The organism is Mesorhizobium oxytropidicola (assembly GCF_056174625.1).
On record NZ_CM149692.1, the window covers coordinates 2,799,975 to 2,815,256 of the forward strand.

The window sequence follows — 15,282 nt, forward strand, 5'->3', positions numbered from 1 at the left end:
ATGCTCGCATATGCAGTGAAGCGCATCGGTCTCGGCCTTCTGATCCTCGTCCTCGTCATGGTTGCCATGTACGCGGCCGTCTTCCTCGTGCCAGGCGATCCGGCCACGGTAGCGCTTGGTCCGCGCGCCACGCCGGAACTGAAGCGGCTGCTGATCGAGCGCATGGGGCTCGACCAGCCGGTCTGGTGGCAGATCATCGAATTCTTCCGCAACGCGCTGACCGGCAATCTTGGCTACGACGTCTGGTCGAACCGGCCCGTCTCCACGCTGGTGCTGGAGGCGCTGCCGAACACGTTGATCCTCGGCCTGACCGCGCTGGCCGTCGCGCTCCTCATCGGCGTGCCGCTCGGCTGCCTGTCGGTGATGCGGCGCGGCACGGCGGCCGATGCCGTCATCGGCGTGCTCTCGGTCGGCGTCATCGCCGTGCCGTCCTTCGTCGTCGCCATCTATTCGCTGCTCTTGTTTGCCGTGACGCTGCGCTGGCTGCCGGCCATCGGTGCCGGCGAGGCTGGTGACTTGGTCAGCCAGGCCAAGGCGCTGGTCATGCCGGCGGCGGCGATCGCACTCGGCTGGATCGGCTACATCGCCCGCATGGTGCGCGCCTCGATGATGGAGGTGATGGGTGAACCGCATATCCGCACCGCGCGCTCGTTTGGTTTGCCCGAATGGAAGATCGTCTCCAAATACGCGCTGCGCATCGCCATCATCCCGACCATTTCGCTGGTCGCCGTCGGCCTTGGCAGCATCCTGTCCAGCGCCGTCTTCGTCGAGGCGGTGTTTGCGCGTCCCGGTATCGGCAAGCTGATCACCGACGCCGTCAACACCCGCAACTATCCGGTCGTCATGGGCACGGTGCTGATCATGACCGCCATCTATGTCTCCATCACCATCGCCGCCGATCTTTTGATCGCGCGGCTCGATCCGAGGGTGCGCGATGTCTTCCGTGGCTGATGCCTCGCTGTCCGTTCCGGACCGACAACGGTTTGTGCTGCTGCGCGCGCTGCTTGCCGATCCGTTCACCTGCGTGGCGCTGATTCTGGTCACCGGCTTCCTCGTCACCGCTATCTTCGCGCCGTGGCTGGCGCCCTATTCGCCGGTCAAGATCGATGTGCCGCACAAGCTGCAGCCGCCATCGGTGGAGCACTGGTTCGGCACCGATCACCTCGGCCGAGATCTCCTGTCGCGCGTCATCTACGGCGCGCGCACGGCGCTCACCATCGCCATGGTGTCGGTGGCAATCGCCGGCGCCATCGGCCTGATGCTCGGCCTGATCGCTGGCTACGGCCCGCGCTGGCTCGACGCCATACTGGTGCTGAGTTTCGACAGCCTGAACTCGCTGCCGATGATCATGTTCGCGCTCGCCATCATCACCGTGCTCGGCGCGGGCACCGGCACGCTGATCATTGTCATCGCCGCGACCTCGTTTCCAAGCTATGCCCGTCTGATCCGGGCGCAAACGCTGGCGCTGAAGAACAGCGACTACATCCTCGCCGAACGCCTGATCGATGCCAGTGCCGCGCGCATCATCTTCGTCCATCTTCTGCCCAATGTGGTCGGGCCGCTGATCATCCTTCTGTCGATGGATATCCCGGTCGTCATCATGGTCGAGGCCGGCTTGAGCTTCCTTGGCCTGGGCGTGCGGCCGCCGACGCCGTCCTGGGGCTCGATCCTCTATGATGGCTACACCTCGATCCGCTCGGCACCCTTCATGGTCATCTTCGGCGGCTTGCCGCTGGTGCTGGCGACGCTCGGCTTCACTTTCCTCGGCGAAGGCCTGCGCGACTATCTCGATCCGCGCCTGCAATTGCGGAGGCCGGCATGAGCGGTTCGCTCGCCGCCAGCGATCTCAGCGTCCGCTACGAGACGCCGCATGGCAGCGTGCACGCGCTGCGCCATGTCGACATCGAGGCGCATCCCGGCGAGGTCATCGGCATTGTCGGCGAGAGCGGTTGCGGCAAGTCCACGCTGGTCACCGCGCTCGCCAATCTTCTGCCGGCCAATGCCCGCATCGATGGATCGATCCGCTACAACGGCGTCGACCTGGCAAAGCTCGACGCGCACCATCAACGGCTGCTGCGCGGCGACGAGATCGCGCTGGTCAGCCAGGATCCGATGACGGCCTTCAACCCGGTGCTGACCATCGGCGACCAACTCGTCGACTTCCAGCACCACCGCAAGGATCTTGGCCGGGCACAGAAGCGTGCGCGCATCGCTGCCATGCTTGGCCGCGTCGGCATCGCCGACGCCGAACGGCGCATGCGCAGCTTCCCGCATGAACTGTCCGGCGGCATGCGCCAGCGCGTCGCCATCGCCGCCGCACTGCTGACCGATCCCGGCCTGCTCATCGCGGATGAGCCGACTACGGCGCTCGACGTCACCATGGAAGCGCAGATCATCCATCTGCTGCGCGAATTGAGGCGCGAGTATAACGGCATCATCATCGTCGTCTCGCACCATCTCGGCGTCATCGCCGAGCTCTGCGACCGGGTCTATGTCATGTATGCCGGCGAGGTGGTCGAGGGCGGCGAGGTCGACGCCATCTTCCACGATGCCAGGCATCCCTACACGCAAGCGCTGCTCGCCTGCGATCCCGCCCGCTTCCACGAACGGCTGGACCGGTTGCCGACCATTCCGGGCTCACTGCCCAATCTGACCCAGCCGCCCTCGGGATGCGTCTACGCACCGCGCTGCGACCGCGCCTTCGCGCCTTGCGCTGCAATCGCGCCGCCTCTGGTGAAGCTCGCCGCGTCTCATGTCGCACGCTGCCATGCGGTGACGCCATGAGCCCGCTGCTCGCTGTCGAAGACCTGTCCGTGAGCTTCGTTCGCGGCGGCTTGCTCAACCGGCTGGTCAATCCGTTCCCGCTGCCCGGCTTCAACGTCATCGACGGCGTGACGCTGTCGCTGATGCCGGGCGAGACGCTTGGGCTGGTCGGCGAATCCGGCTCCGGCAAGACGACGCTGGCGCGCACCATCCTGGGCCTTGTCAGGGCCGCTGCGGGCCGCATCGTCTTCGAGGGCAGGGAGGTGACGACGCCGGCCGATTTCCGCGCCATGCGCCGGCGTTCGGCGATGATGTTCCAGGATCCCGTCGCCTCGCTCAGCCCGCGCCTGCGCATCGGCACGCTGCTCACCGAACCGCAGATCATCCAGGGCGTGCCGATGCCGGATCGCTGCGCCGCGGCCAAAGCGCTGCTGGCGTTGGTCGGGTTGCCCGCCTCCTTCGTCGATCGCTTTCCGCATGAGCTGTCGGGCGGCCAGGCCCGCCGTGTCGGCGTTGCGCGCGCCCTGGCGATGAAGCCGCATCTGCTGCTCGCCGACGAGCCGACCGCGGGGCTTGATGTGTCGGTGCAGGGTGACGTGCTCAATTTGATCGGCGAGCTCAAGCGCGAACTCGGTTTCGCCGCCATGATCGTCACCCACAACCTCGCCATGATCCGCCATGTCAGCGACCGGCTCGCCATCATGTATCTCGGCCGGCTGGTCGAGACGGGCCCGACGCAGGATGTGTTTTCCGCGCCGCTGCATCCCTACACCGCGACGCTGATCCAGTCCGAGCCGATACCCGACCCGCGCCGGCGCAGCCACAACCCCGCCGTCACCGGCGAGATACCGAGCGTGTTCCGGCGGCCGTCGGGCTGCGAATTCCACACGCGCTGTCCGATCGCACGCGACCGCTGCAAGACCGAGGCGCCGGCCTACCGGCCGATGGGCGCCGGTCGCATGGTGCGCTGCCATTTCCCGCTGGAGACAGGCGGGCAAGAACGGGAAGCCTTCTCACGCGCTTCCGCAAACCAAAGGGGAAACTGAGATGTCAGAATGGACCATGGACAGACGTGCATTCCTGAAGGCGGCCGGCGCACTCGGCGCCGGCCTGGCGATGAAGCCGAGCTTTGCCTGGTCGGCGGCCGGCGACACGCTGCGCATCCGCATGGAGGGCGATTTGCAGTGCCTCGATCCTGCCTTCATGAATGGCGGCATCGAGGATGTCATGATGCGCGGCATCTATGTCTCGCTCAACCATTTCGGCGACATCAGGAAAGGCTCGCCCTGGTCGCTGTGGGGCGCGGAAAAGCTGGAGCAGAAAGACCCGAAAACCATCGCCTTCACCCTGATCGACGGGCTGAAATGGTCTGGCGGTTTTGGCGCGGTCACCGCTGACGACGTGAAATTCTCGTTCGAGCGCATCGCCGACAAAGCGCTGGCATCGCCCTGGGCCTACCAGTTCGAAAAACTCGACCGCGTCGAGGTCGTCGATGCCAGGTCCGGCATCATCCACCTGAAGGAACCCTACCAGCCGATCTTCGTCACCAGCTTGCCTTACTATGGCGGCCACATCATCAGCCGCGCCGGCACCGAGAAGGCAGGCGGCAAATTCACCACCCAGCCGCCGGCAACCTGTGGACCCTATCTCTTCTCGGACTGGCAGCAGAAGCAGAAGGTGACGCTGACGGCCAACCCGGACTGGCCGGGTCCGAAGCCGGACTTTTCGAAGGTCGAGATCTATGTCGTGTCGGACGACCAGGCAGCGCAACTCGCCTATGAGGCCGACGCTTTCGACTACACCAAGATCGCCATTTCGGCGACCAAGGCGGTCAAGGAGAAACCGCCTGCGGACACAAACCTGATCGAGGCGCAGTCGACCCGTTATGTCTGGCTGACCATCAACCAGCTCAGCCCGCGCCTCAAGGACCTGAAAGTCCGCCAGGCCGTGCAGTATGGCGTCGATGTCGGGCAGGTCCTCACCGGCGTCTATGACGACCTGACCAAGCGCTCCACCGGTGTCGTCCAGCCCGGCACCAAATTCGCGCGCGCCGCGAATCTGATCGCGGCGCCCGACTATGAGAAGTCGGCCGCGCTGCTCAAAGAGGCCGGCGTCAGTGACCTGTCGCTGACCCTGACGGTGATGAACGATTCCATCCGCACGGCGACCGCGCAGATCATCCAGGCCAGCCTCGAACAGGCCGGCATCAAGGTCGAGATCCAGCCCTATGACGAAGCCGCCTTCTGGGGCGTCGGCGACAAGACGCAAGGCGACGGTTACAAGAACATCGACCTGGCGCTGATGGATTTTGCCGGCGGCATCGACCCTTCGGAAAACCTGGTCTGGTTCCGTCCCGACCAGATCGGCGCCTACAACTGGTCCGGCTTCGACAGTGCTGAGTTCGAGACGAGCTACCAGCAGCTGGTGGCGGAAAGCGACGAGGCCAAGCGCATCGCCCTGTCGAACCGCATGGAGGATCTGATGGAGCAGTCCGGGGGCTTCGTCTTCATCTGCCACCAGCCGCTGGTCGCCATCCACAAGACCGCTTTCGACCCGGTCATCTATCCCGACGGCCATCCCAATCCAGTGCTGTTCAAGAAGAAGGCGTGAGCGCGCTTTCATGGACAGGAAGGGCATTATCGATTAGCTGGAGTCCATGACGGAAGCCCAGCCAGAAGATGCAAAAAGGAAGCGCGGCGCGAAGAAGGCTCCGCCGCGCTTCAGCCGCGAACAGGCAGATGTGCGCCGCTCCATGCTGATCGAGGCGGCGACGCGCTGCCTGTCCGTCGGCGGCATAGGCGCCTTCACCATCGACCGTATCTGCAAGGAGGCCGGCGTCTCGCGCGGCCTCATCAACCATCACTTCGAAAGCCTCGATGGGTTGCTGGTCGAAGTCTACAAATCCTCGCTCTATGCCAGCGTCAACAACCAGATCGCCGAAGCCAAGCGCCGCCGCGCCGAGGCGTCCGATTGGCCACCGGAGGCTTCGCTCGCCGCCCTGGTGCACTCCAACTTTTCGCCCGAATATTTCAGCCGCGAGAACCTGCTGATCTGGCTGTCGCTGTGGGGCGAGATCGCCGTCAACCCGCGCCTCAAGGAAGCGCACCGCGAACTCTACGATGCCTACCGGGCGGAACTCGCAGAAGACATCGCCGCTGTCGCCATACCACGCGGCAGGCAAGTCGACGCTCCGTCGCTGGCGCGCAATTTCATCGCTTTGGTCGACGGGCTCTGGCTCGAGTGGTGCCTCGATGAAAGCGTGGTGACGCCGCAGGCGGCGGAAGCGGCGGGGTTCGAGATGCTCGAAGCGCAGGTGGGGCCGCTGCGGGACAGTTGAATGCGAGGGCAGCGCTGCTTCGCACCTTGCCGAGCAAGGCTGCCTCGGCCCTTCTTGCTTCTTGGACAGCTTCTATGCGGTCATCTGCTTGAGCGCCTTGAGCAGGCGAACATGGGTATGGGAATGATGGTGCCTGACATGAACGGCCGAATAGATCGGATGTGAAATTTTCGGCGCGTCGGCGACGAACTCCGCCACCCCCTCCTGCCGCAACTTGGTCGCCACCGTCTCGGTGACGAAAGCGGTCCCGCCCCGACTTCGCAAGAGATAGGCGACAGCGCCGCCATTTCCGGTCGAGACCGGGCTGTTTTCAAGCTCCGGCAGCATCTGCTTGTGGGCGCGGTTGAAGAAGGCCGAATAGTTGGCCCGGATATAGTCGGCCGGCGTGACGGCGCCGAAAGCAAGGCCGCGCGTCGACACCATGACGAAATTCTCCTCGGCGATTTGCTCGTAATGCATGTCCGGCAGGTGCTGCGGCGAATAGAGCACCGCCAGATCGAGGCTGCCGGTGGTGAGATCGAGGATCATCTGGTTGGAGTAGTCGATCTCGACATAGATCGCCAGTTTGGGCATCGTCGCCCGCACCCATTCCAGCCACCCTTCCAGCACGCGTTCGTAAAGCTCGAACTGGATGCCGATGCGGATCAGCCGGTCGAACTTGCCGACCGCCTGGATTTCGCGGCGGGCGTCAAGCCAGCGCAGCCTGACCGCGCGCGCATGCTCCTCGAACCGCAGGCCGGCGACGGTAGGTTCCGTGCCGCTCTTGCCGCGGATGAACAGCTGCTTGTCCAGCAGTGTCTCGAGCGTGCGGATGCGGCTCGAAACGGTCGACTGGGTGATGCCAAGGCGCTCCGCCGTCCTGTTGAAATTGCGGGTTTCGATCAGGTCGAGGAACGTGTCCAAGAGTTCGATCTGCATCTCGGCCATCCAGCGCCAGGAATTCCCTGCAATGGCTAACGCTTTTCAGGCCGTTCCGACAACGGGTAATCGGATTCTTCGATTAACATCCTGCCGCTGGTTGCGTTGCCGGCCGTGCCCTGGAAGCGCACGGTTGCCGCAACTCTGATCCCACCCAATGGCAGGCAAGACATCCATGTTCATCGTCGACACCGACGTTCACAATTACTGGTCCAGCGCCGAGGTGCTGCTGCCCTATCTCGAACCCTACTGGCGCGATTTCCTGGTGCGTGGCGAGAAGCCCGGGCCGAGGGGAAGCTTTCCGCATGGCCACCGCCCGTGGCTGCACCCGGAGGGGTTCTCGCGGCACGACATCCGGCCGGAGACCGAGGACGACAATTACCTGATCATGAAGGAGAAGCACCTCGATCTCTATGACATCGATGTCGCGATCCTTACCGCCGACGAACCGCTGGAAGCTTCGACCCTGGCCAACTACCACTATGCCAACGCCCTGGTGAGAGCCTACAATGACTACATGATCGACTGGTGGCTGCCGAAGGACAGCCGCTTCAAGGGATCGATCATCATTTCGCCGACCGACCCCCATGGCGCCGCCGCCGAGATCCGGCGTCTCGGCGGCCACAAGGACATCGTCCAGGTTCTGGCCAGCCACGGCTCGCAGCGCCCCTATGGCGATCCCTTCTACCATCCGATCTACGAAGCCTGCGCCGAGGTCGGGCTGCCCTTCGCCATCCATTTCGGCGGCCAGGGCGGCGTCAACCACAATGCCGTCGCCAGCGGCCCGACGACCTACTACTGGGAAACGCATGCACTGCTCGCCCAGCCGGCGATGACCCATGTGGTCAGCATGATTTCCAACGGCGTGTTCGAGAAATATCCCGACCTCTATTTCGTCGTCATCGAGTGCGGCGTGTCGTGGGTGCCTTCGCTGATGTGGCGGCTCGATGCCAATTTCAAGGCGCTGCGCAAGGAGACGCCGTGGCTGAAGATGCTGCCGTCGGAATATTGCCGCCGCAACATCCGCTTCAGCACCCAGCCGTTGGAGCAGCCGCAGAACGTCCGGCATCTGTGGGAGACGCTGGAGCACATGGACGGCCAGAACACGCTGCTTTTCGCCTCCGACTATCCGCACTGGGACTTTGACGCGCCGACCAATCTGCATATTCCACCGGCCTGGCGCGACAAGGTGATGGGGCTGAATGCGCTGGAGGTCTACAAGCGCATCGAGGCTCCGGCCGCCGCCGCGAGGGTCGCCTGATGAGTGCCGCCGCAACCGCTCCGGCGCTGACTTTTGCCTGCAAGGCCGCCGAGGTCGCTGTCGGCAAGCCCAGGATCGTCACCATCGGTCGCATCCGCATCGGCATATTCCAGCTCGAGGATGGCTATGCCGCGCTGCTCAACATCTGCCCGCACCGCGCGGGTCAGCTCTGCGAGGGGCCGATATCCGGCACCACCAGGCAAACGGACAAGGCGGAATTCGTCTATGAGCGCGCCGGAGAACTCATTCGCTGCGCCTGGCACGGATGGGAGTTCGACATCCGGTCGGGCAAATGCCTTGTCGACGAGAAACTCAGGGCGCGCACTTTTCCCGTTCATGTCGACGGCGACGACATCTATCTCGAAATGCATCGCTGACCGCCTCTTGCCGCAAATATTGGAGTCCGGACGATGGAAACCGTGAAGTTCACCCAGATGAAGGATGGCGACCGCGAGGACTATGCCTTCCTGACCGAGCATGAGGCCGAATACGCCGCCGGCACGGCCGACCGGCTGCTGTCGGCCATGGTTGAACTCGACAAATCTCTGTCGGGCTACAAGGTGACGCGGCTCGGCCATTCGCTGCAGGCGGCGACGCGCGCCTGGAATGCCGGCGCCGATATCGACTGGGTGGTGTCGGCGCTGCTGCATGACATAGGCGACATCTACGCGCCCTACAATCACGACGAATACGCGGCCGCCATCCTGCGTCCCTTCGTGCGCGAGCAATGCGCCTGGGTGGTGGAAAAGCATGGCGATTTCCAGCTGATCTACTATGGCGAGCATGTCGGTGCGAATCCGCACAAGCGGGATGCCTTCAGGAACAGCGCCTATTTCGACGACTGCGCGGAGTTCTGCGAGAAATGGGACCAGTCGAGCTTCGATCCGGACTATCCGACCAGGCCGCTGGATTTCTTCGCGCCGCTGGTGCGGGAAGTGTTCGCCCGCAAGAGCCACGATCCCGTCATCGTCAGGCCCGGAATGCGCATTGCGATGTCGGATGACGCAGCGGCCGCCGAGCGATCAGGCACATAGCGCCTGGCGACGAGGCTGAGATATTTTGCAGAGGCCTGCCCCTGGCCTGTTCTGCGCAATTTCTCCCTCGAAGGTTGCCCTCAATTCAACGGACAACCGCCCTCGCGCTTGCGCCGCTCCATATAGTCGCGCAGCGCCTCGTCTATGCCGGGATCGATCGGCGGCTGCTCGTATTCGGCGACCATGCGCCTCCACACGACATTGGCGCGCTCGCGCGCCGTGACCTGGCCGCGCTCGATCCAAGTGTCGTAATTGTCCCAGTTCGACACCAGCGGCGAATAGAAGGCGCGCTCGTAGCGCTGCATGGTGTGTGCCGCACCGAAGAAATGCCCGGCCGGGCCGACCTCGCGCACCGCCTCCAGCGCCAGCGTGTCGATGTCGACCACGGGCGGGTCGAAATAGGCCGACATCATTTGCAGCATCTCGGCGTCGATGACCAGTTTCTCGAAGGATGCGGTCAGCCCGCCGCCGAGCCAGCCGGCGGCATGCAGCACCAGATTGGCGCCGCCCATCAGGCAGCCCCACAGCGACATGGCGCTCTCGTACGCGGCCTGCGCGTCGACCGAATTGGCGGCGGTGACATTGCTGGAGCGGAACGGCACGCCGATCAGCCGGCAGAGCTGGCCGGTGATCTGTGCGGCCTGCGTGTATTCGGGGGTGCCGAAGGCCGGCGCGCCGGTCTTCATGTCGACATTGGAGGTGAAGCCGCCATACATGACCGGCACGCCGGGGCGCACGATCTGCGTCAGCACGATGCCTGCCAGCGCCTCGGCATGCTGCTGCGACAGCGCGCCGGCCAGGGTCACCGGGCTCATCGCGCCGGCCAGCGTGAACGGCGTGATGACATTGACCTGGCCATGTTCGGCCAGCGCGATCAGGCCCTCGGCCATCGGCTCGTCGAGCTGCAGCGGCGAGTTGGTGTTGATGATGCCGGTGAAGACAGGCATTTCCCGGGCAAGGTTTTCGCGCGTCGTGCCGAGCGAAATCGCCACCATCTCCAGCGCGTCGATGGCGCGGCCCTGACCGAGGGTTTGCGGCTGCCAATTCTTGTCGAGCAAAGTGATCTCGGCATAGTAGAGATCGAGATGGCGGGTGTTCTGGTGCAGGTCGAGCGGCTCGAACGGGCCGCCGCCTTCCTGATGCAGCACGTTGAACGACTGGATCAGTTTCAGATAGTCGCACATCTCGGCATAGGTGCCGGGACGGCGGCCGCGATCATTGTCCATGACATAGGCCGGGCCGCCGACCGACGACAGGATGCAGTGCCGGCCACCGACCTTGACGTTCTTGGCCGGATTGCGGGCGCGCAGCTCGAAGGATGACGGCGCCATAGCGACGCGTTCCATCACCATGGCGCGGTCGAAGCGCACGCGCATCTCGCCTTCATCGACATCGCAGCCGGCCGCGCGATAGAGCTGCCGCGCCCGCGGCTGCAGCACACGCATGCCGATCTCCTCGAGAATGGTGAGGCCCATTTCGTGGATTGTCTGGACCTGGTCGGCCGACAAGATCTCGATCGGCGCGTAGGGTCGCGTCAGTTGCTTCCATGGCCTTTGCTCGATGCCGCCGATCTCACGCTGCGGGCGGCCGGGTCTGCGACGTGCGGCAGTGCGTTCCATGGCCTTCACTCCTTGTTTGACGCAATTCCAAACGGAAAACCGCTTCACACTTTTCCTGGAATTGCTCCTATTCAGCGGCTGTGCGCATATCGAAATCCGCCACCGCGTCGACGATCGGCGTGTCGCGGCGGTAGGGCTGCCAGCGAATTTTTGTGCCGATCTCGCGGGCGAGCTTGTGGCCGCTGTGCACGGCGTGGGCGATGGCGCCCGGCGCCAGCGTGTCGCCGATGCGATCGACGCTGCGGATGCCGGCGGCCGCGAGTGCGTCCGCCCGCTCCGTTAGCGCCTCGAACAACTCGTTGCGCGGCATGCGCAGCCCGACGATCAGCACCGAGCGGCAGGCAATGCTGCTCTCCTCGCCGGTGAACAGATGCGCCAGCGTCGCCGTCTCGCCGTCGAAGGATTTCAAGAGATGCAATGTCGTCACCGGCACCTTGCGGCGCGCCAGCGCGCGATGCACCAGCGGCAGCTCGTTGGTCATGATCGTCCAGGCCGACGCCTGGCCGGCCGGGGTGACATAGCTGACCGGAATGCCTTGCGCGGCAAGGTGCTCGGTCAGCGCGCCGCCCATGTAATAATTGTCGAAATCGAAGACCAAGGTCGGTCCTTGCGGGAGCCGGCCGGCGGCGATGTCGTCGGGTGTGAATACGTCGGGATGGTCGAGCCGGCCGACCGGAATCTCGAGCGAGGAATAGAGCATATTGGTCCAGCGCGCGCCGGTCGCCAGCACCACGCGCTCCGGCGCGAGATCGATGATCTCGTCCACGCCCAGCGCGCTTTCGGGATAGAGCGAAACATTGCTCATTTCGCCGAGGCGGCCGAGCCGGTACTCGACGACGCGGTTCCAGGCCGACAGGCCGGGCAGCGTCTTCTCGAAGGTCAGCCGCCCGCCGAAGCTGCGGCTGGCGTCGGCAAGCGTCACCTCATGGCCGCGACGGCCGAGCGTCAGCGCACATTCGAGCCCGGCGGGTCCGCCGCCGACAATCAGGATGCGCTCCGGTCTGTCGGCACGCTCGACGCGCTCGGGATGCCAGCCGCGCCGCCATTCCTCGCCGGCGGTCGGGTTCTGGGTGCAGCGCACCGGCACGCCGTCATGCCAGCTGGAAATGCAGATGTTGCAGCCGATGCATTCGCGGATCTCGGCCTCGCGGCCTTCGCGGATCTTGGCCGGCAGGAAGGGATCGGCGATCGAGGGCCGCGCGCCGCCGATGAAGTCGAGCACGCCGCGCCTGATCTGCGACACCATCGTGTCGGGCGAGGTGAAGCGGCCGACGCCGACCACCGGTTTCCTGGTCAGCGATTTGACGAAATCGATCACCGGCTCGTGGCTGCCTTCGCCGGTGAAGCGCGATGCCGAACAGTCGGTCGGGCTGGAATCCATCTTGACGTCGAACAGGTCGGGCAGGTCGGCCAAAAGTTCGATCAGCTCGTGCGCTTCGGAGGGCTGGTTGCGGCCGGGCCGGCCACGCAGTTCCTCGAGGCTGACGCGCAAGGCGACGCCGCAATCCTTGCCGACGGCGTCCTTGGTGACCTCGATCATCTCGCGCACGAAGCGCACCCGGTTCTCGATCGGCCCGCCATATTCGTCGGTGCGGTGATTGTATTCCGGCAGCAGGAATTCGTAGCCGAGATAGCCCATGCCGGCATAGACATAGACGACGTCGAAGCCGGCCGTGCGCGCCTTGCGCGCCGCCTCGGCCTGGCATCGCAGGACCTCGCGTATGTCGGCCTTGTCCATCGTCTTCGGCCGCATATTGCCCATGAAGCCGACATGCGTGGCCATCCAGGGAATTCCCGACGGCGACAGCGGCGGCAGGCGGCTCGCCCGGTTCATGACGGATGCGCCGCCATGCCAGAGTTCCACACCGGCCAGCGAGCCATGGCGGTGCACGGCCTCAGCCATCAGCGCATGGGCGCGGATATCGTTGTCGTCCCACAGCGTGGCGAAAGGCAGCGGTGAGTCGTCGGAACTGGGGTCGATCGAACAGGCGCCGGTGCAGATCACGCCCCACCCGCCCTCGGCCTTGGCCTCGCGAAAGGCGGCGCGCACACGCGGAAGCGCGTTGGTCATGCCGCTGGCATGCGGCACCTGGTAGAAGCGGTTCGGCGCGGTGACCGGCCCGATCCGAATCGGCTCGAACAGGATTTCGTAGCGGGGGTTGCAGGTCATTGGAGCTTCGCAAACACGCTTGTTGAACGATCGTACAACAAGCATATTCTGTGATTTTGCAGAACGCAATGGCCGGCACCGTCGGGGAAGTCGCTGTGATTGCACAGGCCGATTATCTGAACGCCCTTTTAGCTTTCCTTGTTTGAGGTCATGGGCGCTGGGAGTAATAGTCGCGGCGGAATTCGTGAGGAGGACGCGATGACGCTGAATTTCGATCCGCGGGCGAAGGCCACGACGCTCTACCACGGCGAATTCCGGCCGATGTTCATCGGCGGCAAGTGGGTTGCGGCGCAGTCAGGCCAGGAGATGCAGGCGTTGAACCCGGCGACGGGCGAGGTGCTGGCGACGGTGCCGCGCGGGGGTGCCGCCGATGTTGATGCTGCGGTGACCGCCGCGCGCGCGGCTTTCGAAGGCCCCTGGTCGAAATTCTCGCCCTATGAGCGGCAGTGCGTGCTTTTGCGCATCGCCGATCTGTTCGAGACGCATTGGGAAGAGCTCAGCGTTTCCGACACGCTCGACATGGGCCTGCCGATCACCCGCACGCTGGCCAACCGGCGCCGCGTCATCGGCATGCTGCGCTTCTATGGCGGCATGGCGACGGCGCTGCATGGCGAGGCGATCGACAATTCCATTCCCGGCGAGATCGTCTCCTTCACAAGGCGCGAGCCGGTCGGCGTCGTCGGCGCGATCATTCCCTGGAACGCGCCGACCGCCGCCTCGATCTGGAAGATCGCGCCGGCGCTCGCCACCGGCTGCACCATCGTGCTGAAGCCTTCCGAGGATGCATCGCTGACGCCGCTTTTGATCGCGCGGCTGATGCAGGAGGCAGGCGTGCCGGACGGCGTCGTCAACATTGTCACCGGCACCGGGGTCGAGGCCGGCGCGCGCCTCGCCGAACATCCCGACGTCAACAAGATCGTCTTCACCGGCTCGACGCTGACCGGACAAGCGATCGCACGGGCGGGCGTGACAAACCTCAAGCGCGTTTCGCTGGAGCTTGGCGGCAAGTCGCCTGTTATCGTCTGCCGCGACGCCGACATCGACAAGGCCGTTCCGGTCGCGGCAATGGCGGTGTTCGTGCATTCGGGCCAGATCTGCATCGCCGGTTCGCGCCTGTTCGTGGCGCGCGAAATCCATGACGAGTTCGTGCGCCGCGTCGCCGAGTTTGCCGGCAAATTGCGCATCGGCCACGGCATCGAGGCGGAGACGGAAATCGGGCCGCTGATCAATGCCAGGCAGGCCGGCAAGGTTGAGGGCTACATCAAGGCCGGCAGCGAGGAGGGCGCGGAACTGGTCGCCGGCGGCTCGCGGCTGACGGGTGCGCTCTATGATGGCGGCAACTTCATCGCACCGACTGTCTTTGGTTCCGTGTCGGACAAGATGACCATTGCGCGCGAGGAGATTTTCGGGCCGGTCATTTCGGCGATGCCGTTCGACACGCTCGACGAGGCGGTGGCGCGCGCCAATGCGACACCCTATGGCTTGGCGGCCGGCATCTTCACCACGCATCTCGGCACCGCGCACAAGCTGGCGCGCCGCATCAAGGCCGGCTCCGTCTGGGTCAACATGTACCATGCCATCGATCCGGCGGTGCCATTCGGCGGCATGAAGATGTCCGGCTATGGCCGCGAAGGCGGCATCGAGCATCTGCATGAGTATCTGGAGACGAAGTCGGTCTGGATCCAGACCGACTGATGGGTATGCCTGATATTCAGGAGAGGGCGGCCTGCGAATGGCAGCGTGCAAATCGCGGGGCGGGCAAACCGTCACCAAGGAACCTTTGTTCGGCTGGTGATTTTTGCCTATATAGGAAATGCGAATGGCCAGGAGGGTATTGCCGATGACGACGAAACGGTTTGCGATCTGCGCCGTTGCCCTGGCGATGGGCTGCGTGGTGTCCTCATCGGCGTTCGCCGGGACCAAGCATCGCCACCACCAGGCCGAGCCGGAACGCTACGTTCCCGCCGATGCTGATCTCGTCAACTTCCTGTTCGGCGGCCCACGCTATTACGACCAGCAGCTGTTCACGACTGCGGCGGGCGCCTGTTCCTACCATCGGACAGGGCCGGACGCGAATGCGATAAACAAGATCAACGATCATCATTGCGGGAAATAGGAAGCGGGCCGCTCGAGGGCAGGGTCCGGCGTGGGCAGTTGTCCATGAGGCCAGCGAATCATGG

At 64.5% G+C, this 15,282-nt stretch carries 14 protein-coding genes; 11 read left to right on the forward strand and 3 right to left on the reverse strand.

The genetic code is table 11. The features are described 5' to 3' along the window. The 6 genes from AC0V8S_RS13890 to AC0V8S_RS13915 are packed head-to-tail and all read left to right on the forward strand — an operon-like array spanning nt 1 to nt 6,100. Nucleotides 1–951 (forward strand): ABC transporter permease, encoded by a 951-nt coding sequence (locus AC0V8S_RS13890; RefSeq protein WP_475438011.1) that lies wholly within the window; start codon nt 1–3, stop codon nt 949–951. After that, complete coding sequence (locus AC0V8S_RS13895) at nt 935–1,822, forward strand: ABC transporter permease (RefSeq protein ID WP_475438012.1); 888 nt, start codon at nt 935–937, stop codon at nt 1,820–1,822. Before AC0V8S_RS13890 ends, AC0V8S_RS13895 begins: the two co-directional genes overlap by 17 nt. Then, a complete protein-coding gene (locus AC0V8S_RS13900; RefSeq protein WP_475438013.1) occupies nt 1,819–2,784 on the forward strand; it encodes an ABC transporter ATP-binding protein in 966 nt (321 codons plus the stop codon). The genes AC0V8S_RS13895 and AC0V8S_RS13900 overlap by 4 nt, the downstream gene beginning before the upstream one ends. Continuing rightward, entirely contained in the window at nt 2,781–3,809 is a 1,029-nt protein-coding gene (locus tag AC0V8S_RS13905; protein WP_475438014.1) for an oligopeptide/dipeptide ABC transporter ATP-binding protein, read from the forward strand. Before AC0V8S_RS13900 ends, AC0V8S_RS13905 begins: the two co-directional genes overlap by 4 nt. Nucleotide 3,810: 1 nt before the next feature. After that, nucleotides 3,811–5,373, forward strand: a complete 1,563-nt coding sequence (locus tag AC0V8S_RS13910) for an ABC transporter substrate-binding protein (RefSeq protein ID WP_475438015.1) — start codon at nt 3,811–3,813, stop codon at nt 5,371–5,373. 46 nt (nt 5,374–5,419) lie between these two features. Continuing rightward, nucleotides 5,420–6,100 carry a TetR/AcrR family transcriptional regulator gene (locus AC0V8S_RS13915; RefSeq protein WP_475438016.1) on the forward strand — a complete coding sequence of 227 codons (681 nt, stop codon included), beginning with the start codon at nt 5,420–5,422 and terminating at the stop codon, nt 6,098–6,100. A 72-nt stretch (nt 6,101–6,172) separates the two neighbouring features. On the opposite strand, the gene AC0V8S_RS13920 is transcribed toward AC0V8S_RS13915, so the two are convergent. Then, entirely contained in the window at nt 6,173–7,018 is an 846-nt protein-coding gene (locus AC0V8S_RS13920; RefSeq protein ID WP_475438017.1) for a LysR family transcriptional regulator, read from the reverse strand. Between the two features lie 175 nt (nt 7,019–7,193). Between AC0V8S_RS13920 and AC0V8S_RS13925 the strand changes: the two genes are divergently transcribed. The 3 genes from AC0V8S_RS13925 to AC0V8S_RS13935 are packed head-to-tail and all read left to right on the forward strand — an operon-like array spanning nt 7,194 to nt 9,313. Next, nucleotides 7,194–8,279 carry an amidohydrolase family protein gene (locus AC0V8S_RS13925; protein WP_475438620.1) on the forward strand — a complete coding sequence of 362 codons (1,086 nt, stop codon included), beginning with the start codon at nt 7,194–7,196 and terminating at the stop codon, nt 8,277–8,279. Continuing rightward, nucleotides 8,279–8,656, forward strand: coding sequence for a Rieske (2Fe-2S) protein (locus AC0V8S_RS13930; protein ID WP_475438018.1), 378 nt, complete (start codon nt 8,279–8,281; stop codon nt 8,654–8,656). The genes AC0V8S_RS13925 and AC0V8S_RS13930 overlap by 1 nt, the downstream gene beginning before the upstream one ends. A gap of 33 nt (nt 8,657–8,689) precedes the next feature. After that, nucleotides 8,690–9,313: an HD domain-containing protein gene (locus tag AC0V8S_RS13935; RefSeq protein WP_475438019.1), complete on the forward strand. Its 624-nt coding sequence runs from the start codon at nt 8,690–8,692 to the stop codon at nt 9,311–9,313. An 80-nt stretch (nt 9,314–9,393) separates the two neighbouring features. Here AC0V8S_RS13935 and AC0V8S_RS13940 read toward each other — a convergent pair whose 3' ends face one another. Next, complete coding sequence (locus AC0V8S_RS13940) at nt 9,394–10,932, reverse strand: trimethylamine methyltransferase family protein (protein WP_475438020.1); 1,539 nt, start codon at nt 10,930–10,932, stop codon at nt 9,394–9,396. Nucleotides 10,933–10,999: 67 nt separating this feature from the next. Then, nucleotides 11,000–13,102, reverse strand: a complete 2,103-nt coding sequence (locus AC0V8S_RS13945) for an oxidoreductase (protein WP_475438021.1) — start codon at nt 13,100–13,102, stop codon at nt 11,000–11,002. Between the two features lie 198 nt (nt 13,103–13,300). Here AC0V8S_RS13945 and AC0V8S_RS13950 point away from each other — a divergent pair, with 198 nt between their 5' ends. Beyond that, nucleotides 13,301–14,797, forward strand: a complete 1,497-nt coding sequence (locus tag AC0V8S_RS13950) for an aldehyde dehydrogenase family protein (RefSeq protein WP_475438022.1) — start codon at nt 13,301–13,303, stop codon at nt 14,795–14,797. Between the two features lie 124 nt (nt 14,798–14,921). After that, entirely contained in the window at nt 14,922–15,218 is a 297-nt protein-coding gene (locus AC0V8S_RS13955; protein WP_475438023.1) for a hypothetical protein, read from the forward strand. Nucleotides 15,219–15,282 lie beyond the last annotated feature (64 nt).

What these genes read in the sequence shown, in the direction of transcription:
- AC0V8S_RS13890 (WP_475438011.1), top strand. Translation starts at nt 1, where the DNA reads ATGCTCGCATATGCAGTGAAGCGCATCGGTCTCGGCCTTCTGATCCTC.
- AC0V8S_RS13895 (WP_475438012.1), top strand. Translation starts at nt 935, where the DNA reads ATGTCTTCCGTGGCTGATGCCTCGCTGTCCGTTCCGGACCGACAACGG.
- AC0V8S_RS13900 (WP_475438013.1), top strand. Translation starts at nt 1,819, where the DNA reads ATGAGCGGTTCGCTCGCCGCCAGCGATCTCAGCGTCCGCTACGAGACG.
- AC0V8S_RS13905 (WP_475438014.1), top strand. Translation starts at nt 2,781, where the DNA reads ATGAGCCCGCTGCTCGCTGTCGAAGACCTGTCCGTGAGCTTCGTTCGC.
- AC0V8S_RS13910 (WP_475438015.1), top strand. Translation starts at nt 3,811, where the DNA reads ATGTCAGAATGGACCATGGACAGACGTGCATTCCTGAAGGCGGCCGGC.
- AC0V8S_RS13915 (WP_475438016.1), top strand. Translation starts at nt 5,420, where the DNA reads ATGACGGAAGCCCAGCCAGAAGATGCAAAAAGGAAGCGCGGCGCGAAG.
- AC0V8S_RS13920 (WP_475438017.1), bottom strand. Translation starts at nt 7,018, where the DNA reads ATGCAGATCGAACTCTTGGACACGTTCCTCGACCTGATCGAAACCCGC.
- AC0V8S_RS13925 (WP_475438620.1), top strand. Translation starts at nt 7,194, where the DNA reads ATGTTCATCGTCGACACCGACGTTCACAATTACTGGTCCAGCGCCGAG.
- AC0V8S_RS13930 (WP_475438018.1), top strand. Translation starts at nt 8,279, where the DNA reads ATGAGTGCCGCCGCAACCGCTCCGGCGCTGACTTTTGCCTGCAAGGCC.
- AC0V8S_RS13935 (WP_475438019.1), top strand. Translation starts at nt 8,690, where the DNA reads ATGGAAACCGTGAAGTTCACCCAGATGAAGGATGGCGACCGCGAGGAC.
- AC0V8S_RS13940 (WP_475438020.1), bottom strand. Translation starts at nt 10,932, where the DNA reads ATGGAACGCACTGCCGCACGTCGCAGACCCGGCCGCCCGCAGCGTGAG.
- AC0V8S_RS13945 (WP_475438021.1), bottom strand. Translation starts at nt 13,102, where the DNA reads ATGACCTGCAACCCCCGCTACGAAATCCTGTTCGAGCCGATTCGGATC.
- AC0V8S_RS13950 (WP_475438022.1), top strand. Translation starts at nt 13,301, where the DNA reads ATGACGCTGAATTTCGATCCGCGGGCGAAGGCCACGACGCTCTACCAC.
- AC0V8S_RS13955 (WP_475438023.1), top strand. Translation starts at nt 14,922, where the DNA reads ATGGCCAGGAGGGTATTGCCGATGACGACGAAACGGTTTGCGATCTGC.